Source organism: Pusillimonas sp. NJUB218 (genome assembly GCF_003788685.1).
GTDB lineage: Bacteria > Pseudomonadota > Gammaproteobacteria > Burkholderiales > Burkholderiaceae_B > Neopusillimonas.
Window position 1 is genome coordinate 26,908 of sequence record NZ_NQMK01000011.1, and the last position, 20,498, is coordinate 47,405.

Consider the following 20,498-nt stretch of genomic DNA (forward strand, 5'->3'; position numbering starts at 1 on the left):
GAAGAAATCAGCGACTATCTTAGCGCTAACTCATTTAAAAGGTGTGTTTTATGTCTCGTATCTACCGTATTGGTCAAATCGTCCCCAGTTCCAACACCACCATGGAAACTGAGATCCCCCTCATGTTGCTCAGCCGCGCGGCTCAGTTCCCCGAAGAGCGTTTCACGTTCCACTCAAGCCGCATGCGCATGAAGAAAGTGACCAAAGACGAACTCGCCGCCATGGACAAAGACTCCGACCGTTGCGCGCTCGAGCTGTCGGATGCGCAGGTTGATGTGCTGGGTTATGCCTGCCTGGTCGCCATCATGAGCATGGGCAAGGGTTACCACCGCGAATCGGAAAAGCGTTTGCATCAGGTGACTGTCGATAACGGCAACCCTGCACCGGTTATTTCCAGCGCTGGCGCCTTGGTCGAAGGTTTGCACACAATGGGTGCCAAGAAGGTCTCTATTCTGACACCCTACATGAAACCCCTGACACAGCTCGTCGTTGACTACATCGAAAGCGAAGGCATCGAAGTGCTCGACGCTGTTTCGCTCGAAATCCCCGACAACCTCGAAGTTGGCCGTCAGAACCCGCTGGCTCCGGCTGAGCATATCAAGCGCGTTAACACCGCCAACGCCGATGCGGTTGTATTGTCGGCTTGCGTGCAAATGCCGTCGTTCCAGTCGGTGCAGCAAGTTGAAAACAGCCTGGGCTTGCCGGTAACCACCGCAGCCATCAGCACGGTTTATCAAATGCTCAAAGCCTTGGGCCTCGACCGTAAGGTAGAAAATGCAGGCAGCCTGTTGTCCGGCCGTTTCTAAGCTTTAAATTTCGGGCCCGCGCAGACTGAGGTCGGCGGGCTCGGCACCATACCAGCGTCCATTGCTCAAACTTTCGGCCAACGTGGTCGTGATCAGGCGACGTCCTTCACGCAGCGCCTCTGAGTGTGACCGGGTCTGGTTCTCGTAAAGTGCCCAAGTAATATAGCTGCCTTTCAGCGGCGCCCACCCCATGTCTTCGCCAATCCACTGAGGTTGTACGGCACAACCCGGCAAGACCGTCAGGCCCAATCCTTTTCGGGCAAATTCCAGACATAAATTCAGCGTATCGGTTTCGACGGCCAATCTGAACCGAAGGCCGCGGCGGGTCAGGCTGTGCTCAACATATTGCCTGAGCGGGTTGCTGCGACCCGGAATGATCAATCGATGCGCATCCAGGTCATTGAACGTCAGCGGGGTGTCAGGCGTAAGACCCTGCTCGCGTGCGCCTGTGACGATTAGCGTGTCGCGCACCAGAGCCGTTTGCTGATAGCCGCCTGTGGGTGTTGGGTCGAACGGCATGATGCAAAGGTCGAGCAAACCGGCCGACATGTAATCGCGAAGCACGTTACTGACGCCTTCAAACACTCGCAGTGAAACATGTGGGTAAAGCTGCGACAGTGCGCATACGAAGGGCGAGGTGAAAACGTGCTGCCAGGCTTGCGGGATGCCAATGGCCAAGTGCCCCGCTGCCTTTTCGCCCACCTGTTCTTTTATAAGCGAGAACTGTCGCAACAAAGGCCGGGCGCGGTCGGCCAGCACTTTGCCTGCCTCGGTCAGCACGACGCCGCCATGGGTTCGGGTGAACAGTTCGCCGCCCATTTCATGTTCAAGCGCCGCGATATGTCGCGACAAGGCGGGTTGAGAAAGACTCAGGTCGGCAGCGGCTTTGTTGATGCTGCCTAACTCGGCAACGCGCAAAAAATAGTGCAGCAAATTTGAGTCCATGATCCCGCCGTTTTGGCTATCCGAAAATTGGATAACAAATATAGCATATGAGCATTATTCCCATACCCTAGCCCTGACTACCATGAACTTCTCTCGTGCAAACTAAGGTGGAGTCATCATGGGATTTTTTGTGGGTACCGATGTTGGCGGTACGTTTACCGACATGTGGGTGGCCGAACGGGGTGGCCATGCGCACGTCGTCAAATCGCCGACAACGGCAGATGTGATGGGCGGGGTGATCAATTGCGCTCATTTGGCGGCCCAAACACTGGGCCTCAGTTTTGAGGACTTCTGCCGTCAGATCGAGCGTTTTGGTCACGGGACAACGGTGGGTTTGAATGCGCTGCTGACCGGGGCATCGGCACGTACTGCCGTCATTACAACCCAGGGTTTTGGCGATACCCTTGAAATTGGCCGTATGCGTCGTCAAACCGCGGGCCTGACCGAGCTGGAGGTGTGTGATTGGTATCTGCACAATCGCTATGCGCCTTTGGCTTCCCGCGATATGGTGATCGAGCTTGACGAGCGTATTAATGCACGTGGCGAGATTGTTAAGCCCCTGAACGATGACAAAGCGCGCGAGGCCTTGATGGCGCTGCGAGACCGGCAGGTGCAGGCCGTTGCCGTTTGTACATTGTGGTCGTGTTTGAATCCGGCGCACGAGTTGCGCATCAAGGCGCTGGTTGAGGAGATATTGCCCGGCGCATTCATTACCTTGTCTCACGAGATATCGCCGGTTGTAGGCGAATACGCCCGGATGTGTACGACCGTAGCCAATGCAGTGTTGGGCCCGATCGCCGGAAAGTACCTGAACAAACTCGAGTCGACCTTGCGAGCTGCAGGCATGCAGGTACCCATCCTTATGATGACCAGCGCCGGCGGCGTGCTGCCGACACAGGCCATTTCCGACCGGCCTGCTGTGGCTATTTTTTCGGGCCCAGCGGGTGGCGTCATGGGTTCAATGGCCACAGGCGAGCAGCGCGGCCATCGCAATATCCTTGCTGTTGACATTGGCGGCACCAGTTTCGACGTGGGTGTCATCGTCGACGGCAAGCCCATGATGCGTTCGTCGATCAGTCTGGCGGGGGCCGATGTGAGCGTGCCTTCCATTGACGTGGCGTCAATTGGCGCGGGTGGCGGGAGTATCGCGTCAGTCGCGTTTGGCGACCTGACCGTTGGCCCACGTAGCGCAGGATCTAACCCAGGTCCGGCCTGCTATGGGCGCGGCGGCGTTGAGCCCACATCCACCGATGCCGATTTGGTCCTGGGCGTGTTAGATCCGGATTACTTCATTGGTGGCCGCATGAAGCTGGATATTGCCGCAGCTCGAACGGCGATTGAGCGACACGTTGCCCAGCCCTTGGGTCTGGACGTTGTCGCAGCAGCGTGGGGCATCCGGGAAGTGCTCGACAACAAAATGGCCGATCTGCTGCGTCATGTCACGATTGAGCGTGGCCACGATCCGCGCGATTTTGTTTTGTTTGCCAACGGTGGCGCTGGCCCTTCGCATGCCTGGGTGCTGGCGCGTGAACTTGGCTTGAATGGTTTCGTTGTGCCTGCGGCGGCAACGGTTCAATCGGCCTACGGAACGGCGAACAGTAATCTGGGCGTGACGGTCAGCAAGCCGGTCTATGTACGTATTCCGGGCGGAGCCCTGCCCGATGAGGTCGCGCTGACCGAGTTGACGGACTTGGTTCAAGACGCATTGACCGAAGCCGGTGTAGCGCTAGCTTCGGCCCATGCTTCAGATATTCATTTTGAAACCAGCGTGGCTATTCGTTATCGCGGCCAGGCACACCATTTGGATATCCAGGTGCCTGTCGATCAACCAGGTCGTCCATTCGATCTGGTGGCTTATCAAACGGCGGTGACACGTTTTCAGGAAACCTATGAAACGTTGTTCGGCCAGGGGGCGGGTTCGGCTCGCGCCGGCTTCGAGCTGTTGTCTATTCGGGTGATTGGGCACGGCGACTTGCCGGTGCCCGAGTTGACTCAACGAGGGATGACGATTGAGGCCGTTGGTCGCCGTCAGGTGGTATTTGATGACCCGGCCAGCCCCGTAGAGACGACGATTTACAGAACGATGCAGCCGCCCGCAGGATATGTAATTGATGGTCCCTGCATTATTGAATACCCCGGGCAAAGTGTTGTTGTGCCGCCCGGCGCACGTGCGCAGGCCGATGCCTGCGGCAATCTGGAGGTAAGTTTCTGATGAGTGCCTTGAATCCAATCACCTACGAGGTCATTCGCAATCGGCTCATTGCCATGACCGAAGATATGCGTGTCGCGCTGCAAAGTGCATCTGGCTCGCCAACCGTCACCGAAGCCTCCGATTTTTTTACCGGAATTTATCTTCCTGACGGTTCGTTCGCTTCCATGGGGTTTCAGGTGACGTTCCAGGCACCTGTAGTGGGCTCTTTGATTCGTCATATCGAAAGCCGCCCCTATTTCAAGGTGCGCGATGGCGATATGTTTATTGGAAACGACCCTTACATTGGGGCGTTGCACCAGAACGACGTTCAGCTTACCGGCCCTATTTTTGTTGATGGCGAGCTGGTTGCCTGGGCTGGCGTTGAGGCACATGAAACCGATGTGGGGGGCATGGACTTTGCCAGTTGGTCGCCTAAAGCGCGTAGCGTGTACCAAGAGGGTATGCGCATTCCTTGCGTCAAGCTGGTGGACCAAGGAGAGGTGCGCGAAGACGTGCTGGATATGATTCTGACAGCGTCGCGCCTACCCGACCAGCTAGGCTTGGATATTCGCGCCTTTATTGCAACGGTCAATGTGGCGCGTGATCGCATGACCGCGCTGGTCAGACGTTACGGCGCCAAAACCGTGGTCGGTGTTATGGAACGCATGGTGGCCGCGTCGCAAAGCCGACTGAGTGCGCGTCTGGCAACGTTGCCAGACGGTGTGTTTCATGCCGTTGATTATCTTGAGCATGACGGCCACGATAACGTGCTGTATCAGGTCGCGCTGAAAATGACCAAGACCGGGGAAAAGCTGCATTTCGACTTCAGCCAGTCATCCGAGCAAGCGCCCGGCTTTATTAACTGCACAAGAGCCGGGCTGGTTGGGGGCGTGACCGGCGGCCTGTTTCCCATGCTGGCATACGATATCCCGTGGAATCAAGGGCTCCTCAATTGCTGCGAAATCGAAGCACCTGAAGGGTTGGTGTGTACTGCACAGTTTCCGGCACCGGTGGGTTCGGCAACGGTCGAGACCATATGGGTGGTGTCCAATGTCGTCAGTGCCGCGCTGAACAAGATGCTTGCGGCCTCAGAGGTCTATCGTTCGCGCGCCCAGTCTGGCAACGATGGGACAATGGCGACGTTTAACCTGGGCGGACGAAATCAGTTTGGCGAAGTATTCGGATTGCACCTGATGGACCCGCTTGCAGGCGGCTCGGGGGCTTACGCGACCAAAGATGGGGTTTGCGCGGGTGGACCCATCAACGCACCGATGCCGTCCATTGCCGATGTTGAACGTAATGAGCAGGTCGCACCGTTGTTTTATTTGCATCGCCGAATGGCGCAGGATACTGGCGGCGCGGGCAAGTATCGTGGGGGGCGTTCGGCCGAAGTGGCCTTGACCCTGGGCGGTATCGAGCAGGCCGATGCGTTGATCATGACGCACGGTGCCGAGGTACCTAATACGCCGGGTCTGGCAGGTGGCTGGCCGGGTGCCACCGTTGTTCAGCGGTTTGCGCAAGCGGCGGTCAGTCAAGGTGTGCTCACGGGGGCTGGTGATTTCAGCCCGCTGGGGCCGAAGCCGGGGATGCGGTCGATGACCAACAAAGACGTCTTTTCGGTCACGTGGCAAGGTGGCGGTGGCTGGGGTGACCCCCTGGACCGCGACCTCGACGCGCTACAGTCAGATATCGCGAAAGGTATTGTGTCGGTCGCGGGGGCACGAGACATGTACGGTGCCGTGATTACCGACGAAGGCCGCGTCGACATACAGGCAACGCTGCGCAACAGGACGGGGTTAAAGCAGGCACGATTGGGTAAAAACGGCCCTGCTGCCCTGGTAGCGCCCGACAGCGATGCCGTTGAGGTTGGGCGGCTCACCGATAGCCTGCGCATACTTAAAGATATACGTGGCATTCATGTCGTGTCGCCTGCCAACCACATTCTTTGCAGCGGCTCTACAGCCTGGCGATCGGGGGCGGTATCGCGCAGGCATGAAAATGCACCGGCCCAGGCGTGTATTAACTTGCACGCCGATCTGGCCATGACCGAATGGTATTGTCCGGTAAGCGGCGCGTTGCTGGCGGTCGATGTGCATCGTAAAGATACTTCCCCGCAAAATGACGTGATGTTGCAAATTTAGGCTGGAATCAATACCTTGCGTATAAAACGTCTTGCTTTAATTAGCAAGGCGCCATATACTAGAGAACTTGCTGGCTAATGGCCGGCAAACCCCCATAAAGTAGTACCAGGCTAAAGCTGCCTGCGAAATTGGGTGTTTACCTTAAACGGTAAATGGCAATAACCGGTAGCTTTGGCAATTTAGGCAGATTTCAACCCAGGGCTTGGCAACAAGCCTGACGGGACCAAAACTGGTCAGGCGGTTTACCAATGGTTGGTAAGGCAGGCTTGGCTAAGTTGGCACAGGAAAAATCATGATACAAATGCAGACCACGCTGGACGTGGCCGATAACACAGGTGCACGCTCTGTCATGTGCATTAAAGTGTTGGGCGGCTCCAAGCGCCGTTATGCCGCTATCGGCGACGTTATCAAAGTTAGCGTCAAAGAAGCCGCACCGCGCGGACGCGTCAAAAAAGGCGAAATTTACAACGCTGTGGTAGTTCGCACTGCCAAAGGCGTACGCCGTAAAGACGGCTCGTTGATCAAGTTCGGCGGTAACGCCGCAGTTTTGCTCAATGCCAAACTGGAACCCATCGGCACCCGTATCTTCGGACCTGTTACGCGCGAACTGCGTACAGAGAAGTTCATGAAGATCGTGTCCTTGGCCCCAGAAGTGCTGTAAGGAGCGACAATGGAAAAGATCCGTAAAGGCGACGAAGTCATTGTGTTGACCGGTCGCGACAAAAAGCGCCGCGGCACTGTGCTGCAGCGCGTCGATGCCGACCACGTTCTGGTCGAAGGCATCAACGTTGTTAAAAAACACGTCAAACCCAACCCTATGGCGGGTTCGCAGGGTGGCATCATCGACAAAACAATGCCCATTCATATTTCGAATGTCGCGTTGTACAACCCCGAGACCGGTAAAGCCGATCGCGTGGGTATCAAAGAAGTCGATGGCCGCAAAGTTCGTATTTTTCGTTCCAGCGGCGCTGTCGTTGGCGCTAAAGCGTAAGGGGCGACAAAATGGCTCGTTTACAAGAGTTCTACCGTAGCAAGGTCGTAGCCGACCTGCAGGCCAAATTTGGCTACAAAAGTGTCATGGAAGTGCCGCGCATCACCAAGATCACCCTGAACATGGGTGTATCCGAAGCTGTGGCCGACAAAAAGGTTATTGAAAACGCTGTTGCCGATCTCACCAAGATCGCCGGTCAAAAGCCTGTTGTCACCAAAACACGTAAGGCTATCGCGGGCTTCAAAATCCGTGAAAACTACCCCATTGGTTGCATGGTCACCCTGCGTGGTCAGCGCATGTACGAATTCCTCGATCGTCTGGTTACCGTGGCTCTGCCGCGCGTACGCGACTTCCGTGGTATTTCGGGTCGCGCCTTCGACGGCCGGGGTAACTACAACGTTGGGGTGAAAGAGCAAATCATTTTCCCCGAAATCGAATACGACAAAATCGACGCAGTTCGTGGTCTGAACATCAGCATCACTACTACTGCCCAGACTGACGACGAAGCCAAAGCGCTGCTTACAGCCTTCAGCTTCCCGTTCCGCAATTAAGGGGCGATGACGTGGCTAAACTTTCACTGATTAATCGCGACATTAAACGCGCCAAGCTGGCCGAAAAATTCGCTGCCAAGCGTGCAGCACTCAAAGCCATTATCGACGACCAGTCGAAAACTGACGAAGAGCGCTATCAGGCACGTTTGCAACTGCAAAAACTTCCTCGTAACTCGAGCCCGAGCCGTCAGCGCAACCGTTGCGTTGTTACTGGCCGTCCTCGCGGTGTTTTTGCCAAGTTCGGGCTCACCCGTCACAAGCTGCGCGAAATGGCGTTGCGTGGCGAAGTGCCTGGCATGACTAAAGCTAGCTGGTAGGAGAAAACACCATGAGCATGAGCGATCCCATCGCCGACATGTTGACCCGCGTTCGTAACGCACAAATGGTCAACAAAACGTCGGTAACCATGCCCTCCTCGAAGCTGAAGGTAGCTATTGCTGCCGTGCTGAAAGACGAAGGCTACATCGACAGTTTCCAGGTCACCGGTGAGCAGGCTAAACCTGTTCTCGAAATTGGCCTTAAATACTACGCCGGTCGCCCGGTTATCGAACGCATCGAGCGCGTATCGCGCCCCGGTCTGCGTATCTATAAAGGTCGCAGCGCAATTCCTCAGGTCATGAACGGCCTGGGTGTTGCCATCGTTTCGACCCCCCGTGGCGTCATGACCGACCGCAAAGCACGCGCTGCGGGCGTTGGCGGCGAAGTACTTTGCTACGTAGCATAAGGGGAATCATATGTCACGTATTGCAAAATATCCTGTTCAACTGCCTAAAGGCGTTGAAACAACTATCAATCCCGACCAGATCGTTGTCAAAGGTCCTCTGGGCACACTGTCCCAGACCCTGACCGGCGACGTCAAGGTCGAACTCGAAGACGGCAAACTGACGTTCGCAGTGGCCAATGACTCGCGTCATGCCAAAGCAATGTCGGGTACGGTTCGTGCCCTGGTAGCCAACATGGTTACCGGCGTGAGCAACGGCTTCGAGCGTAAACTGAACCTGGTTGGCGTGGGTTTCCGCGCTCAGGCTCAGGGTACTGCGCTCAAACTGCAACTCGGTTTCTCGCACGATATCGTTTACGAAGTACCCGAGGGCATTAAAGTCGAATGCCCGACCCCGACTGAAATCGTGGTCAAAGGTGCAAACAAACAAGTCGTTGGCCAGGTAGCTGCTGAAATCCGTGCGTATCGCGAACCCGAACCCTACAAGGGCAAAGGCGTGCGTTACTCGGATGAAACAGTCATCCTCAAAGAAGCCAAGAAGAAATAAGCGCGTAGGCAAGGAAGAATTATGGACAAAAGAATCTCCCGTTTGCGTCGTGCGGTTGCCACTCGCCGGAAAATCGCCGAGCTGCGCGTACATCGCCTGGCTGTGCACCGTTCGAACTCGCACATTTACGCCAACATTATTTCGCCGGAAGGTGACCGCGTTCTGGTCAGCGCCTCGACGCTCGAACCAGAAGTCCGCAAAGAAATGGCTAACGGCGGTAACGTCGAAGCCGCGACTTTGGTGGGCAAGCGTGTTGCCGAGAAAGCAAAAGCAGCTGGTATTGAACAAGTTGCTTTCGACCGCTCGGGCTTCCGTTATCATGGCCGCGTCAAAGCGTTGGCCGACGCCGCGCGTGAAGCCGGCCTGAAATTCTAAGCAAGGAATTGTCAAATGGCTAAAGCACAAGGCAAGAATACCGCCGACAAAGAAAATGACGACGGCTTGCGTGAAAAAATGATTGCGGTCAACCGCGTCAGCAAAGTGGTAAAGGGTGGTCGCACCATGAGCTTTGCTGCGCTGACCGTTGTTGGTGATGGCGATGGCCGCATCGGCATGGGCAAGGGCAAAGCCCGCGAAGTTCCCGTTGCCGTTCAAAAGGCTATGGAACAGGCCCGTCGTGGTCTGCACAAAGTACCGCTTAAAAACGGTACTTTGCACCACACCGTAGTAGGTAAGCACGGTGCGTCTACCGTTCTCATTTCGCCTGCGGCAGAAGGTACCGGTGTTATCGCCGGCGGCCCAATGCGCGCTATCTTCGAAGTGATGGGTGTTCGCAACGTTGTGGCCAAGAGCCTCGGTTCCAGCAATCCTTACAACTTGGTTCGCGCCACGTTGAACGGTCTGCAAGCCTGCTCGACACCTTCCGACATCGCCGCCAAGCGTGGTAAGTCGGTTGAAGAAATTCTGGGGTAAGTCATGACGACACAGAAACAAATCAAAGTAACGCTCGTGCGCTCGGTTATTGGCACCAAGCAGTCTCACCGCGAAACCGTTCGCGGCCTGGGCCTGCGTCGTGTCAACAGCAGCAGCGTGCTGGTTGACACCCCCGAGGTCCGTGGGATGATCCGCAAAGTGGATTACCTCGTGACTGTCTCGGAAGCCTGAAAGGAATCGAGATGTCAGAAACACAATTAAATACGTTGCAACCTGCTCCTGGTAGCAAGCATGCCAAGCGCCGCGTAGGCCGTGGCATTGGCTCGGGCCTGGGTAAAACAGGTGGTCGTGGTCACAAAGGTCAAAAATCGCGTTCGGGCGGCTTCCATAAAGTCGGCTTCGAAGGCGGTCAAATGCCTTTGTACCGTCGTTTGCCCAAGCGTGGCTTCACGCCACTGGGTCGCCACTTGCACGCCGAAGTCCGTTTGTCCGAGCTGCAAAATCTGCCCGTCGACGACATCGACGTCCAGGTTCTGAAGCAAGCCGGTGTGGTTGGCCAAGGCGTTCGTTACGTCAAGGTCATCAAGTCGGGTGAACTCTCCCGCAAAGTCACACTCAAGGGCGTTTCGGCTACAGCGGGTGCTCGTGCCGCTATCGAAGCGGCCGGCGGTTCGCTGGCTGAATAAAAGGGGTAACGGGTGGCTAAAGCTCAGGCACAGAGTAAAGCAGGTCCGCGCTACGGCGACTTAAAACGCCGTATCGTGTTCTTGTTGCTCGCCCTGGTGGTTTACCGGTTGGGTACGCATGTACCCGTCCCGGGCATCAACCCAGACGCATTGGCCGAAATGTTCCAGACGAACTCTGGCGGCATTTTGGGCTTGTTCAACATGTTCTCGGGTGGCGCCCTCGAACGTTTCTCGGTGCTTGCACTGGGGATCATGCCGTACATCTCTGCATCTATCATTATGCAGCTGATGTCATCGGTGGTGCCTACGCTCGAGGCCATCAAGAAAGAAGGCGAAGCAGGTCGTCGCAAGATTACCCAATACACACGCTACGGAACGGTGCTTCTGGCGCTGGTACAAGCGGTGGGTATTGCGGTTGCGCTCGAATCCCAGCCCGGTTTGGTCATCGACCCGGGTATGGTATTTCGCTTTACCGCAGTGATAACGCTAGTTACCGGCACCATGTTTGTCATGTGGCTGGGCGAGCAAATCACCGAGCGCGGTCTGGGTAACGGTATTTCCATCCTGATTTTTGCCGGTATTGTGGCGGGCTTGCCCAGCGCATTGTCGGGTCTGATGGATCTGGTACGTACCGACGCCATGTCGATTCTGTCGGCCTTGTTCATCCTGGTTCTGGCCGTTGCCGTAACTTACTTCGTTGTCTTCGTCGAACGTGGACAACGTCGTATTACGGTCAACTACGCCAAGCGTCAGGTTGGCAATAAAGTGTACGGTGGTCAAAGCTCGCATTTGCCGCTCAAGTTGAATATGGCGGGTGTTATCCCTCCCATCTTCGCTTCGTCGCTTATTTTGCTGCCCGCCACGGTAACCAGCTGGTTCTCGGCCAACCCTAGCATGAGCTGGTTGGGCGATCTGGCTGCAGCCCTGTCGCCTCAGCAGCCGCTTTACATTACCCTGTTCTCGGCTTTAATCATTTTCTTCTGCTTCTTCTACACGGCTCTGGTGTTCAACAGCCGCGAGACTGCAGACAACCTGAAAAAGAGTGGTGCCTTCATTCCAGGTATCCGTCCAGGTGATCAAACTGCGCGTTACATCGACAAGATCCTGATGCGCCTTACCCTGGTTGGTGCTATCTACATTACCCTCGTGTGCTTGTTGCCCGAGTTCATGCAGATGCGCTGGAATGTTCCGTTTTACTTCGGCGGCACTTCACTCTTGATTATTGTTGTGGTGACGATGGATTTCATGGCTCAGGTTCAGTCCTACATGATGTCCCACCAGTACGATTCGCTGCTCAAGAAGGCTAACTTCAAGGGCGCGGGTTTGCCTATGCGGTAAAAAAAATGGCAAAAGATGACGTCATTCAGATGCAGGGTGAAGTAGTCGAGAACCTGCCCAACGCAACTTTTCGTGTCAAGCTCGAAAACGGTCACGTAGTGTTAGGCCATATTTCAGGCAAGATGCGCATGCATTACATCCGGATTCTGCCGGGTGACAAGGTCACAGTGGAGCTCACGCCCTATGATCTGTCGCGTGCCAGAATTGTATTCCGCTCTAAATAAGCGGCCCGGCTTAAGGAAACTAGGAGTCAACCATGAAAGTAATGGCATCGGTAAAACGAATTTGCCGTAATTGCAAAGTTATCAAACGTCACGGCGTGGTACGTGTTATCTGCACCGATCCCCGTCACAAGCAGCGTCAAGGCTAAAGCCGAAACGTAACAGATTTAACAAGGAACAGTCATGGCCCGTATTGCTGGCATCAACATTCCGCCGCACAAACACGCCGTAATCGGTCTTACCGCAATTTTCGGTATTGGCCCGACCCGTGCCCGTCAAATTTGTGACGCGTCCGGCATCGAGCACTCGAAAAAAGTGAAAGACCTCACCGATGAAGAGCTCGAGCGCATTCGCGAACAAGTAGGCTCGTTCACGGTCGAAGGCGACCTGCGTCGTGAAGTACAACTTTCTATCAAACGTCTGATCGACCTGGGAACCTACCGTGGCCTGCGCCACAAGCGTGGTCTGCCAGTGCGTGGTCAGCGTACCCGCACCAACGCACGCACCCGTAAAGGGCCGCGTCGCGCAGCTGCTTCCCTGAAGAAATAATCGAGGACTAGAAGATGGCGAAAGCAAATAGCGGCGCTTCGCGCGTACGCAAAAAAATCAAGAAGGTCGTGTCGGACGGCATTGCGCACGTTCACGCTTCTTTCAACAACACAATCATCACGATCACCGACCGTCAAGGCAATGCCTTGTCGTGGGCGACATCGGGTGGTGCCGGCTTTAAGGGTTCGCGTAAATCGACCCCGTTTGCCGCACAGGTCGCTGCCGAATCGGCAGGCCGTACCGCGCTCGAATACGGCATCAAGAACCTTGAAGTCCGTATCAAGGGCCCAGGTCCTGGTCGTGAATCGTCGGTGCGCGCGCTGAACGCTCTGGGTATCAAGATCACCAGCATCTCCGATATCACACCCGTTCCGCACAATGGCTGCCGTCCGCCCAAGCGCCGTCGCATTTAATAGGAAGCATCATGGCACGTTACATTGGACCTAAATGCAAACTCTCGCGTCGCGAGGGTACCGACCTCTTTCTGAAAAGCGCCCGTCGCTCGCTCGATTCCAAATGCAAGATCGAATCGAAGCCTGGTCAACACGGCCGCACTTCAGGTGCCCGTACGTCTGACTACGGTCTGCAGCTGCGCGAAAAGCAAAAGCTTAAGCGTATGTACGGCGTTCTCGAGAAGCAATTCCGCAAGTATTTCGCTGAGGCTGAGCGTCGCCGTGGTAACACTGGCGAGACCCTGATTCAGTTGTTGGAATCGCGCCTCGATAACGTGGTATACCGCATGGGCTTTGGCTCGACACGCGCTGAAGCACGTCAGTTGGTTAACCACCGCGCCATCGAAGTGAACGGCCGTACAGCCGACATCGCTTCCATGATCGTGAAAGCCGGCGACGTGATCACTATTCGTGAGAAAGCCAAATCGCAAGGTCGTATTCGCGAAGCACTCGATCTGGCCGCTGGTATCGGTTTCCCCCAGTGGGTTGAAGTCGACGCCAACAAATTGACCGGTACATTCAAGCAAGCCCCTGACCGCGCTGATGTCGCTCGCGACGTTAACGAGTCAATGGTTGTTGAATTGTATTCGCGTTAATCTGCCGTCTGCAGTCTCAGACAACAGCCCACTTTTTGGTCTTTTCCGAAAAGTGGGCTTTGCAGTGTATTCCCCGCCGTGTGTCATATATTCAATGCACCCGGCGTTTCTACGTCCGTCAGCCTTATCGGTGTAACGAGCCGAGGGTATTGAAAAGGAATCTTTATGTCGTCACAAGCTTTGCTTAAACCCCGTTCTATCGAAGTCGAATCCGTTGGCAAGAACCACGCCAAAGTCATCATGGAGCCCTTCGAGCGCGGTTATGGTCACACCCTGGGTAACGCCCTTCGCCGCATTTTGCTGTCTTCCATGGTTGGCTACGCGCCTACCGAAGTACAAATTACCGGTGTCGTGCACGAATACTCCACCTTGCCCGGCGTGCGCGAAGACGTCGTCGACATTCTGCTGAACCTGAAAGGCGTGGTGTTCAAGCTGCACAACCGCGAAGAAGTCACCCTGACGCTGCGTAAGCAAGGCGCCGGTGCGGTATTGGCCAGCGACATCGAGCTGCCTCACGACGTTGAAATCATCAATCCTGACCACGTCATTGCCAACCTGACAGAAGAAGGCGTCCTCGAGATGCAGATCAAGGTTGAGCAAGGCCGCGGCTATGTGCCCGGTAACGTGCGCGCGCTGTCCGAAGACCGCCAGCACACCATTGGTCGCATCGTACTCGACGCATCGTTCAGCCCTATTCGTCGCGTCAGCTATGCCGTCGAAAGCGCCCGTGTTGAACAGCGCACCGACCTCGACAAGTTGATCCTCGACATCCAGACTAACGGCGTCATTTCTCCTGAAGAAGCCGTACGTCAGTCGGCTCGTTTGCTGATGGATCAGATCTCGGTGTTTGCCGCCCTCGAAGGCGCCGGCGAAGCCGCTACCGAGTCGACCGGTACCCGTGGTAGCAAAGAGCAGATCGACCCCGTATTGCTGCGTCCCGTCGACGATCTCGAACTTACCGTTCGTTCGGCCAACTGCCTTAAAGCTGAAAACATTTACTACATCGGTGATCTTATCCAGCGCACCGAAAACGAGCTACTTAAAACGCCTAACCTGGGTCGTAAGTCGCTTAACGAAATCAAAGAAGTATTGGCTGCACGCGGCCTGACACTGGGCATGAAGCTGGAAAGCTGGCCGCCCCTGGGTCTCGAGCGTCCTTAATACTGGCGGGTACGGCAGGCATCCGTTTTAGGTTGGCTGCTGTACCCGGCACATCGTTTTGCACGGCAGGCATTGGGCTTGCCGGGCTTTTTTACCAACAGCCCGCGGGTTAACTACCGATAGAAGAGCTGTTCAACCGTGTCATGTATCGGTAATGCCGGTGCAGGGCCACAAGATTCAAAGGAAATATCATGCGTCACCGTAGTGGATTACGTAAACTTAACCGCACCAGCAGCCACCGTTTGGCAATGTTCCGCAACATGGCCGTTTCGCTGATTACTCACGAAGCCATCAAAACCACGTTGCCCAAAGCCAAAGAATTGCGCCGCGTTATCGAACCCCTGATTACTCTGGGTAAAGAGCCCACACTGGCCAACAAGCGCCTTGCGTTTGCTCGCCTGCGTGACCGCGACGCCGTCGTCAAACTTTTCGCCGAAATCGGTCCCCGCTACAAAGAGCGCAACGGTGGTTACACCCGTGTTCTTAAAATGGGTTTCCGTCAGGGTGACAACGCCCCCATGGCTTACATGGAACTGGTCGATCGTCCTGAAGTCGAACAGGCTGAAGACGCTGAATAAGCGCTGATGCGAGTCTGGCAGGGCTTTGATTCTGCCGATTTTAAAACCCCGTTGCCGCAAGCAGCGGGGTTTTTTTATTGAAAAGTAGTTCAAGTTTCAACTTTTTTTAAAGAATCCGGGGAAAACCCTGCCCCATTCATGTTGTGGTCAGAAATAAAAACCAATAAGCTTCACAGGTGTTTCAGATTGAATGGAACGGGTGGCACATTTTCATCAATAACAATTTGCCGCCCTTCACTGAAATTAATTTCAAAGGAGTAGTACATGCTGAAAAAACTTGCATTAGGTTGTGTGGCCTCGGCCATGATGGCGCTGGGCGCGTCTGCCCAGGCACAAGAGCCCGTTCGTATTGGTTTTATCACCACACTTAGCACCCCTGCGGGCTACCTGGGTGAAGACGCTCGCGACGGCTTTAACCTTGCAGTCAAGCAAGGCGGCGGCAAGCTGGGTGGCGTAGCCGTTAATGTTATCGCTGAAGACGACGGCCTTAAACCCGCCAACGGCAAACAAATCGTCGACCGTATGGTGGCTGACGGTATTCGTCTGTTCTCAGGCCCTATTTTCTCTAATGTATCGACTGCAATCGTGCCCTCTATTACCGGGGCAGGCGGCTTCTTCGTGAGCCCCAACGCGGGCCCATCGCCTTTCGCCGGCTCGCGTTGCGATAAAAACTATTTCGTCACTTCGTTCGAAAACTCGGCGGTTCACGCTGCCGGTGGTGCTGCCGCAAACGAACTGGGCTACAAAAAAGTCGTGTTGCTTGCACCTAACTACCAAGCGGGTCGCGACGCACTCGCCGGCTTCAAGCGTTTGTACAAAGGCGAAGTTCTGGCCGAAATCTATACCAAGCTTGACCAGTCCGATTTCTCCATCGAAATGGCGCGTATCCGCGACATGAAGCCCGATGCTATTTATCAGTTCCACCCAGGTGGTCTTGGTATTAACTTCGCCAAGCAATATGCCGCTTCCGGCCTGAACAAAACCATTCCTATGGTTCTGCCTGTGTTCTCGATGGACTTGCGTATGCTTAAAGCCACTGGCGACGCAGCCGAAGGCCTGTATACCGTTGCATTGTGGGCGCCTAGCCTCGACGTTCCCGGTAATGCCGATTTCGTCAAGGCTTTCGAGGCTGAGTATGGCCGTACCCCAACCCACTACGCCGCTTTGGCCTACGATACCGCGAACTCTATTGGCGCAGGCCTGAAAGCCAACGGTGGCGATATGTCTAAAGCCGACGCCTTCCGCGATGCCATGCGCAAAGCCGAATTCCAGTCGGTTCGCGGTAACTTCGCCTACGACACCAACCACCATCCTATTCAGGACTACTACCTGATTCAGATCGTGCGTAACGACAAGGGCGAGCTGGCACCTAAAGTTGTCCGCAAAGTGCTCGAAAAGCACAACGACGTTTTTGCTCCCGAGTGCAAAATGAACTAAATAGCGGCTGATACAGCGTGGTACAGCCCGCTGCGTTCGTTGTTCGTTCAAAGCCCCGCGGCATTAGCTGCGGGGCTTTTTTGTTGGTGACTGGGCCAGCTCGGGCTGGCCTGATGGGCCTGAGTTAAACTTGACGGCGTTGCCCGTAGCCCGCGGGCTCGCGTAGCGAGCGCTCATGAGTACCGACCTGGTTGTAATGCTTACCAACGCCCCCGACACCCTGCTGGCCAAGCGCATTGCCCACTATCTGGTGGAAGACGGCTTGGCTGCCTGTGTGAACCTTGGCGCGCCGGGGTTGTCCATGTATATGTGGCAAGGGGTGCTCGAGGGCACCGAAGAGATCCCCCTCACCATAAAAACAACGCAGGCGCGTGTCCCCGACGTCATAGAAAAAATTCGTGAGCTGCACCCCTACCAGGTGCCTGAGGTGCTGGTTTTGCCCGTCATCGGCGGCCACGAAGCGTATATTGACTGGGTGCGTGCGCAAACGCGCCCAATCGACTCATAACAGCAGGACACCTCATGTTGTACAGGTTATACGCCCGGATCTTAATGCTGGTCATCGGGTTGCTGGCGGCTATCGGCCACATGGTCATGGCCCCGGCAAACGCACAAGAAGAGTTTCTTGATCCTGATGTCGCCTTCGTTATGTCGGCGGCCATGAACGGCCCGAACGAGCTGCGCATACATTACAAAATTGCGCCCGAGTACTACATGTACCGGACGCGTTTTGCGCTGGCCACTCAGCCCGATCCTGATTTGATTGGGGCTGTGGCATTCCCTCCGGGGTTGGTGAAGTTTGATGAAACTTTCGGGGAAGACCTCGAGGTCTACTACCGGCAAGTGACGCTGGCGGTGTCGCTTAAACCCGGGGCAACGGGCGCTCAAACGCTCGACATCACCAGCCAAGGGTGTGCCGACGCCGGGCTGTGCTACCCGCCTATTACCAAGTCCCTTACCCTCACGCCGGGCGAAAACGGCTATACCGTATCGGGGCCGGGCGCCACAGATGCAGTGCCCGAACCGTTGTCGACCATCGTCAATCCTGCCGACAAAACGTCGTTTACCGATGCCATCAGAGCCACTGATGTCGGCCTGGCCGGGTATCTTGCTCAGGCCGATGCCATCACGATTATTGCCCTGGCCCTGTTGCTGGGCGTGTTGCTGACCTTTACGCCTTGCGTGCTGCCCATGGTGCCTATTGTGCTGGCCGTTATTGCCGGCAGCCAGGGCGCGGGTGCTACGCCGGGGCGTTGGCGCGGCCTGTCGCTGGCGGCTGTTTATTTGCTGGGGGTGTCCCTGTTATATACCGCCATGGGCGTGGCGGCGGGCCTGGTTGGTGCGGGCCTGGCGGCCTGGCTGCAAACGCCATGGGTCTTGTCGGTGTTTGCACTCTTGCTGGCCTTGCTGGCCCTGGCCATGTTCAATGTGTATAACTTTCAGGCGCCCTCGCAATGGCAGTCGGCGCTCAGCCAGCGTCTGTCGCAGATTCCCGGTGGCCATTACGGCGGCGCGTTTGTCATGGGCTTGCTCTCGGCGCTTATTGTCGGGCCGTGCGTAGCGGCCCCGTTGGCCGGCGTATTGCTGTTTATCTCGCAAACGGGCGATTGGGTGTTGGGCGGCAGTGCTCTGTTTGCCCTGGCTTGGGGGCAAGGTCTGTTGTTGTTGGTATTGGGTGCGGGCTCCGGTGCCCTGCTACCCAAAGCCGGGCCCTGGATGGAAGGTGTGCGCCAAGCGTTTGGGGTGATGCTGCTGGCGACGGCGTGGTGGATGCTCAATCCTGTGTTGCCCGATAGTGTGATGGTTGCGGGTTGGATCATTCTGGCGATGTGGACGGCTATTATGCTGGGTATGTTCCGTCGGGTTGACGCGGGTGTCTGGGCATACTTGCGCAAGGCGTGCGGTGCCGTGCTGGCGGTTTGGGCTGTCTTGATGCTGGTGGGCGTGGCCGGCGGTACCTACAGCGTACTTCAGCCATTGTCTGGCCTTGCGGCGCTTCAGTCGTCTGGGCAGGCGACAAGCACTGGTTTGGCGGGCGGTCTGCCCGCATCCGGTAGCGGGGCGTCGAATGGCCTTGTGTCGGCAGGGCCAGCATCGGCAAATATTAAGTCGCAATTCGTCAAGGTGGCTTCGGTACAAGAGCTCGACCATTTGTTGGCCAATAGTAATCGCCCGGTGCTGCTCGATTTTTACGCTGACTGGTGCGTGTCGTGCATCGAAATGGAGCGCTTCACTTTTACCGACCCCACAGTTGCCCAATTGATGCAACAGTTTGTGCTGGTTCAGGCCGACGTCACCAAAAATACCGATGACGATCGTGCCCTGCTGCGTCGCTTCAGTTTGTTCGGGCCGCCCGGCATTATGTTTTTCAAGGCGAATGGCCAGCATTTGGCCGACGAGCGTGTGGTAGGTTTCATGAAAGCCACCGATTTTGCGGTAGTGCTGCAGCGGGCGTTAGCCGCAAATAAATAGTCTGACGTGTTTGATTAAGACCCGGGATGGGCGCTTTTGCCTGGCTGGGTGTTATTGCGTCTGTGGTTGCCGCGATAGGCGCCTGGCACCGCCTGTTGGCTTACACCTGCGCGCCGTTCATCTGGAATAGTTCGCGGTGCTCTTTTATGGCGTAGCGGTCGGTCATGCCGGCAATATAGTCGGCAATTGCGCGGGCCTGCTCGGCGTCGTTGTCGCGCCGGTACTCTTTTGACAATAACCGGGGCTCGTTCAAGTAGGCTGTGAACAGTTCGCGCACAATGCGTCGTGCCTTGGTCGTCATGCGCATCACCTGGTGGTGCCGGTACAAATTTTCAAGCAAGAAACGCTTCAGGGCGTCGGCCTGGGCCCGTACGGGCGGCGAAAATGCCGCCAGCGGCGGGCAGCGCCTGACGGCATCGGGGCTGTCGGGTTGGTGCTGTTCGATATTGGCCAGGGTGGTGTCGGTCAGGTCAATGATCAGCGTGTTGATCATGGCCCGTATCGTTTCGGCAATGACGCGTTTACGGTCGAGGTTGCGATAGCGGCGTGTGACTTGAGCATGATGCGTGGCAAAAATTTCTAGCATTTGTAGTTGCTCGATGGTAATCAAACCCGAACGCAGGCCATCGTCGATGTCGTGGTTGTTGTAGGCGATTTCGTCGGCCAAGTTGGCAATTTGCGCTTCTAACGAAGGCTGCTGCCGCAGCATGAATCGTTCACCAATGACGCCGAGTTGCCGGGCATGCTTTAACGAGCAATGTTTAAGGATGCCTTCACGCGTTTCGAAGCACAGATTCAGGCCATTAAACGCGGCATAGCGCTCTTCGAGGGTGTCGACCACGCGCAGGCTTTGCAGGTTATGTTCGAAGCCGCCAGCGCTGGGCGCCAGTTCGCGCATGCACGCGTTAAGCTCGTCTTGACCGGCGTGCCCAAACGGCGTGTGGCCCAGGTCGTGAGCCAACGAAATGGCCTCGGTCAGGTCTTCGTGCAGGCCCAGGTTACGCGCCAGGCTGCGGGCAATTTGCGCGACTTCGATACTGTGCGTCAAGCGCGTACGAAACAGGTCGCCTTCGTGGTTGATGAAGACCTGGGTTTTGTATTCGAGCAGCCTGAAGGCATTGCAATGAATGATGCGGTCGCGGTCGCGTTGGAACTCGGTGCGGCCGGCAGGTGGTGCTTCGGGATGGACCCGGCCTCGGGACTGTTCTGGACGACATGCGTACGGGGCCAACACCGCCATTC

Annotated in this window: 26 protein-coding genes; 24 read left to right on the forward strand and 2 right to left on the reverse strand. The window is 56.1% G+C overall.

Annotated features, from left to right (window positions below; all coding sequences use genetic code 11):
- The first annotated feature begins 50 nt into the window (after window positions 1-50).
- Window positions 51-806, forward strand: coding sequence for an Asp/Glu racemase (locus tag CHR62_RS13960; RefSeq protein WP_093971126.1), 756 nt, complete (start codon window positions 51-53; stop codon window positions 804-806).
- A gap of 3 nt (window positions 807-809) precedes the next feature.
- Here CHR62_RS13960 and CHR62_RS13965 read toward each other — a convergent pair whose 3' ends face one another.
- Window positions 810-1,751, reverse strand: coding sequence for a LysR family transcriptional regulator (locus CHR62_RS13965; RefSeq protein ID WP_123661336.1), 942 nt, complete (start codon window positions 1,749-1,751; stop codon window positions 810-812).
- A 118-nt stretch (window positions 1,752-1,869) separates the two neighbouring features.
- On the opposite strand from CHR62_RS13965, the gene CHR62_RS13970 reads away from it, so the two are divergent.
- The 23 genes from CHR62_RS13970 (at window position 1,870) to dsbD (ending at window position 19,256) form a co-directional block, all read left to right on the forward strand.
- Entirely contained in the window at window positions 1,870-3,963 is a 2,094-nt protein-coding gene (locus CHR62_RS13970; protein WP_123661337.1) for a hydantoinase/oxoprolinase family protein, read from the forward strand.
- Entirely contained in the window at window positions 3,963-6,083 is a 2,121-nt protein-coding gene (locus CHR62_RS13975; protein ID WP_123661338.1) for a hydantoinase B/oxoprolinase family protein, read from the forward strand. The genes CHR62_RS13970 and CHR62_RS13975 overlap by 1 nt, the downstream gene beginning before the upstream one ends.
- Before the next feature lie 292 nt (window positions 6,084-6,375).
- Window positions 6,376-6,744 (forward strand): 50S ribosomal protein L14, encoded by a 369-nt coding sequence (gene rplN, locus CHR62_RS13980; RefSeq protein WP_093971124.1) that lies wholly within the window; start codon window positions 6,376-6,378, stop codon window positions 6,742-6,744.
- A gap of 9 nt (window positions 6,745-6,753) precedes the next feature.
- A complete protein-coding gene (gene rplX / locus CHR62_RS13985; protein ID WP_093971123.1) occupies window positions 6,754-7,074 on the forward strand; it encodes a 50S ribosomal protein L24 in 321 nt (106 codons plus the stop codon).
- Window positions 7,075-7,085: 11 nt separating this feature from the next.
- Window positions 7,086-7,625 (forward strand): 50S ribosomal protein L5, encoded by a 540-nt coding sequence (rplE, locus tag CHR62_RS13990; RefSeq protein ID WP_093971122.1) that lies wholly within the window; start codon window positions 7,086-7,088, stop codon window positions 7,623-7,625.
- Window positions 7,626-7,636: 11 nt separating this feature from the next.
- The gene (gene rpsN, locus CHR62_RS13995; RefSeq protein ID WP_093971121.1) at window positions 7,637-7,942 is read left to right on the forward strand and encodes a 30S ribosomal protein S14; all 306 of its coding nucleotides are present in this window, start codon (window positions 7,637-7,639) and stop codon (window positions 7,940-7,942) included.
- A gap of 11 nt (window positions 7,943-7,953) precedes the next feature.
- Window positions 7,954-8,349: a 30S ribosomal protein S8 gene (rpsH, locus tag CHR62_RS14000; RefSeq protein WP_093971120.1), complete on the forward strand. Its 396-nt coding sequence runs from the start codon at window positions 7,954-7,956 to the stop codon at window positions 8,347-8,349.
- A 10-nt stretch (window positions 8,350-8,359) separates the two neighbouring features.
- Window positions 8,360-8,893, forward strand: a complete 534-nt coding sequence (gene rplF, locus CHR62_RS14005; protein WP_123661339.1) for a 50S ribosomal protein L6 — start codon at window positions 8,360-8,362, stop codon at window positions 8,891-8,893.
- Between the two features lie 21 nt (window positions 8,894-8,914).
- Complete coding sequence (gene rplR, locus CHR62_RS14010) at window positions 8,915-9,268, forward strand: 50S ribosomal protein L18 (RefSeq protein ID WP_093971118.1); 354 nt, start codon at window positions 8,915-8,917, stop codon at window positions 9,266-9,268.
- A gap of 15 nt (window positions 9,269-9,283) precedes the next feature.
- On the forward strand, window positions 9,284-9,805 hold the full coding sequence (gene rpsE / locus CHR62_RS14015) for a 30S ribosomal protein S5 (protein ID WP_093971117.1): 522 nt from the start codon (window positions 9,284-9,286) through the stop codon (window positions 9,803-9,805).
- Between the two features lie 3 nt (window positions 9,806-9,808).
- On the forward strand, window positions 9,809-9,997 hold the full coding sequence (gene rpmD / locus CHR62_RS14020) for a 50S ribosomal protein L30 (RefSeq protein WP_093971116.1): 189 nt from the start codon (window positions 9,809-9,811) through the stop codon (window positions 9,995-9,997).
- 11 nt (window positions 9,998-10,008) lie between these two features.
- Window positions 10,009-10,452: a 50S ribosomal protein L15 gene (rplO, locus tag CHR62_RS14025; protein ID WP_093971115.1), complete on the forward strand. Its 444-nt coding sequence runs from the start codon at window positions 10,009-10,011 to the stop codon at window positions 10,450-10,452.
- A 12-nt stretch (window positions 10,453-10,464) separates the two neighbouring features.
- The gene (gene secY, locus CHR62_RS14030; protein ID WP_093971114.1) at window positions 10,465-11,790 is read left to right on the forward strand and encodes a preprotein translocase subunit SecY; all 1,326 of its coding nucleotides are present in this window, start codon (window positions 10,465-10,467) and stop codon (window positions 11,788-11,790) included.
- 5 nt (window positions 11,791-11,795) lie between these two features.
- Complete coding sequence (gene infA, locus CHR62_RS14035) at window positions 11,796-12,014, forward strand: translation initiation factor IF-1 (RefSeq protein ID WP_014752489.1); 219 nt, start codon at window positions 11,796-11,798, stop codon at window positions 12,012-12,014.
- Window positions 12,015-12,046: 32 nt separating this feature from the next.
- Window positions 12,047-12,160: a 50S ribosomal protein L36 gene (gene rpmJ / locus CHR62_RS14040; protein ID WP_003806928.1), complete on the forward strand. Its 114-nt coding sequence runs from the start codon at window positions 12,047-12,049 to the stop codon at window positions 12,158-12,160.
- Between the two features lie 34 nt (window positions 12,161-12,194).
- Window positions 12,195-12,560 (forward strand): 30S ribosomal protein S13, encoded by a 366-nt coding sequence (gene rpsM / locus CHR62_RS14045; RefSeq protein ID WP_093971113.1) that lies wholly within the window; start codon window positions 12,195-12,197, stop codon window positions 12,558-12,560.
- 14 nt (window positions 12,561-12,574) lie between these two features.
- Window positions 12,575-12,973, forward strand: coding sequence for a 30S ribosomal protein S11 (gene rpsK, locus CHR62_RS14050; protein ID WP_093971112.1), 399 nt, complete (start codon window positions 12,575-12,577; stop codon window positions 12,971-12,973).
- A gap of 11 nt (window positions 12,974-12,984) precedes the next feature.
- On the forward strand, window positions 12,985-13,608 hold the full coding sequence (rpsD, locus tag CHR62_RS14055) for a 30S ribosomal protein S4 (protein WP_093971111.1): 624 nt from the start codon (window positions 12,985-12,987) through the stop codon (window positions 13,606-13,608).
- Window positions 13,609-13,773: 165 nt separating this feature from the next.
- Window positions 13,774-14,769, forward strand: a complete 996-nt coding sequence (gene rpoA / locus CHR62_RS14060) for a DNA-directed RNA polymerase subunit alpha (RefSeq protein ID WP_093971110.1) — start codon at window positions 13,774-13,776, stop codon at window positions 14,767-14,769.
- Between the two features lie 191 nt (window positions 14,770-14,960).
- The gene (gene rplQ / locus CHR62_RS14065) at window positions 14,961-15,347 is read left to right on the forward strand and encodes a 50S ribosomal protein L17 (RefSeq protein WP_093971109.1); all 387 of its coding nucleotides are present in this window, start codon (window positions 14,961-14,963) and stop codon (window positions 15,345-15,347) included.
- A 264-nt stretch (window positions 15,348-15,611) separates the two neighbouring features.
- On the forward strand, window positions 15,612-16,784 hold the full coding sequence (locus CHR62_RS14070; protein ID WP_093971108.1) for an ABC transporter substrate-binding protein: 1,173 nt from the start codon (window positions 15,612-15,614) through the stop codon (window positions 16,782-16,784).
- A 175-nt stretch (window positions 16,785-16,959) separates the two neighbouring features.
- Window positions 16,960-17,292: a divalent-cation tolerance protein CutA gene (gene cutA, locus CHR62_RS14075; RefSeq protein WP_093971107.1), complete on the forward strand. Its 333-nt coding sequence runs from the start codon at window positions 16,960-16,962 to the stop codon at window positions 17,290-17,292.
- 14 nt (window positions 17,293-17,306) lie between these two features.
- On the forward strand, window positions 17,307-19,256 hold the full coding sequence (gene dsbD / locus CHR62_RS14080; RefSeq protein ID WP_123661340.1) for a protein-disulfide reductase DsbD: 1,950 nt from the start codon (window positions 17,307-17,309) through the stop codon (window positions 19,254-19,256).
- A gap of 100 nt (window positions 19,257-19,356) precedes the next feature.
- Here dsbD and CHR62_RS14085 read toward each other — a convergent pair whose 3' ends face one another.
- A complete protein-coding gene (locus CHR62_RS14085) occupies window positions 19,357-20,496 on the reverse strand; it encodes a deoxyguanosinetriphosphate triphosphohydrolase (protein WP_123661341.1) in 1,140 nt (379 codons plus the stop codon).
- Window positions 20,497-20,498: the final 2 nt, after the last annotated feature.

Bases quoted from the DNA above. Each gene is read 5' to 3' on its own strand.
- rpsM (WP_093971113.1), top strand. From the start codon at position 12,195: ATGGCCCGTATTGCTGGCATCAACATTCCGCCGCACAAACACGCCGTA.
- infA (WP_014752489.1), top strand. From the start codon at position 11,796: ATGGCAAAAGATGACGTCATTCAGATGCAGGGTGAAGTAGTCGAGAAC.
- rplO (WP_093971115.1), top strand. From the start codon at position 10,009: ATGTCAGAAACACAATTAAATACGTTGCAACCTGCTCCTGGTAGCAAG.
- CHR62_RS13970 (WP_123661337.1), top strand. From the start codon at position 1,870: ATGGGATTTTTTGTGGGTACCGATGTTGGCGGTACGTTTACCGACATG.
- rpoA (WP_093971110.1), top strand. From the start codon at position 13,774: ATGTCGTCACAAGCTTTGCTTAAACCCCGTTCTATCGAAGTCGAATCC.
- dsbD (WP_123661340.1), top strand. From the start codon at position 17,307: ATGTTGTACAGGTTATACGCCCGGATCTTAATGCTGGTCATCGGGTTG.
- CHR62_RS14070 (WP_093971108.1), top strand. From the start codon at position 15,612: ATGCTGAAAAAACTTGCATTAGGTTGTGTGGCCTCGGCCATGATGGCG.
- rplX (WP_093971123.1), top strand. From the start codon at position 6,754: ATGGAAAAGATCCGTAAAGGCGACGAAGTCATTGTGTTGACCGGTCGC.
- rplR (WP_093971118.1), top strand. From the start codon at position 8,915: ATGGACAAAAGAATCTCCCGTTTGCGTCGTGCGGTTGCCACTCGCCGG.
- rplN (WP_093971124.1), top strand. From the start codon at position 6,376: ATGATACAAATGCAGACCACGCTGGACGTGGCCGATAACACAGGTGCA.
- rplE (WP_093971122.1), top strand. From the start codon at position 7,086: ATGGCTCGTTTACAAGAGTTCTACCGTAGCAAGGTCGTAGCCGACCTG.
- rpmD (WP_093971116.1), top strand. From the start codon at position 9,809: ATGACGACACAGAAACAAATCAAAGTAACGCTCGTGCGCTCGGTTATT.
- rpsE (WP_093971117.1), top strand. From the start codon at position 9,284: ATGGCTAAAGCACAAGGCAAGAATACCGCCGACAAAGAAAATGACGAC.
- rplF (WP_123661339.1), top strand. From the start codon at position 8,360: ATGTCACGTATTGCAAAATATCCTGTTCAACTGCCTAAAGGCGTTGAA.
- rplQ (WP_093971109.1), top strand. From the start codon at position 14,961: ATGCGTCACCGTAGTGGATTACGTAAACTTAACCGCACCAGCAGCCAC.
- rpsD (WP_093971111.1), top strand. From the start codon at position 12,985: ATGGCACGTTACATTGGACCTAAATGCAAACTCTCGCGTCGCGAGGGT.
- CHR62_RS14085 (WP_123661341.1), bottom strand. From the start codon at position 20,496: ATGGCGGTGTTGGCCCCGTACGCATGTCGTCCAGAACAGTCCCGAGGC.
- cutA (WP_093971107.1), top strand. From the start codon at position 16,960: ATGAGTACCGACCTGGTTGTAATGCTTACCAACGCCCCCGACACCCTG.
- CHR62_RS13965 (WP_123661336.1), bottom strand. From the start codon at position 1,751: ATGGACTCAAATTTGCTGCACTATTTTTTGCGCGTTGCCGAGTTAGGC.
- CHR62_RS13975 (WP_123661338.1), top strand. From the start codon at position 3,963: ATGAGTGCCTTGAATCCAATCACCTACGAGGTCATTCGCAATCGGCTC.
- rpmJ (WP_003806928.1), top strand. From the start codon at position 12,047: ATGAAAGTAATGGCATCGGTAAAACGAATTTGCCGTAATTGCAAAGTT.
- rpsK (WP_093971112.1), top strand. From the start codon at position 12,575: ATGGCGAAAGCAAATAGCGGCGCTTCGCGCGTACGCAAAAAAATCAAG.
- rpsH (WP_093971120.1), top strand. From the start codon at position 7,954: ATGAGCATGAGCGATCCCATCGCCGACATGTTGACCCGCGTTCGTAAC.
- CHR62_RS13960 (WP_093971126.1), top strand. From the start codon at position 51: ATGTCTCGTATCTACCGTATTGGTCAAATCGTCCCCAGTTCCAACACC.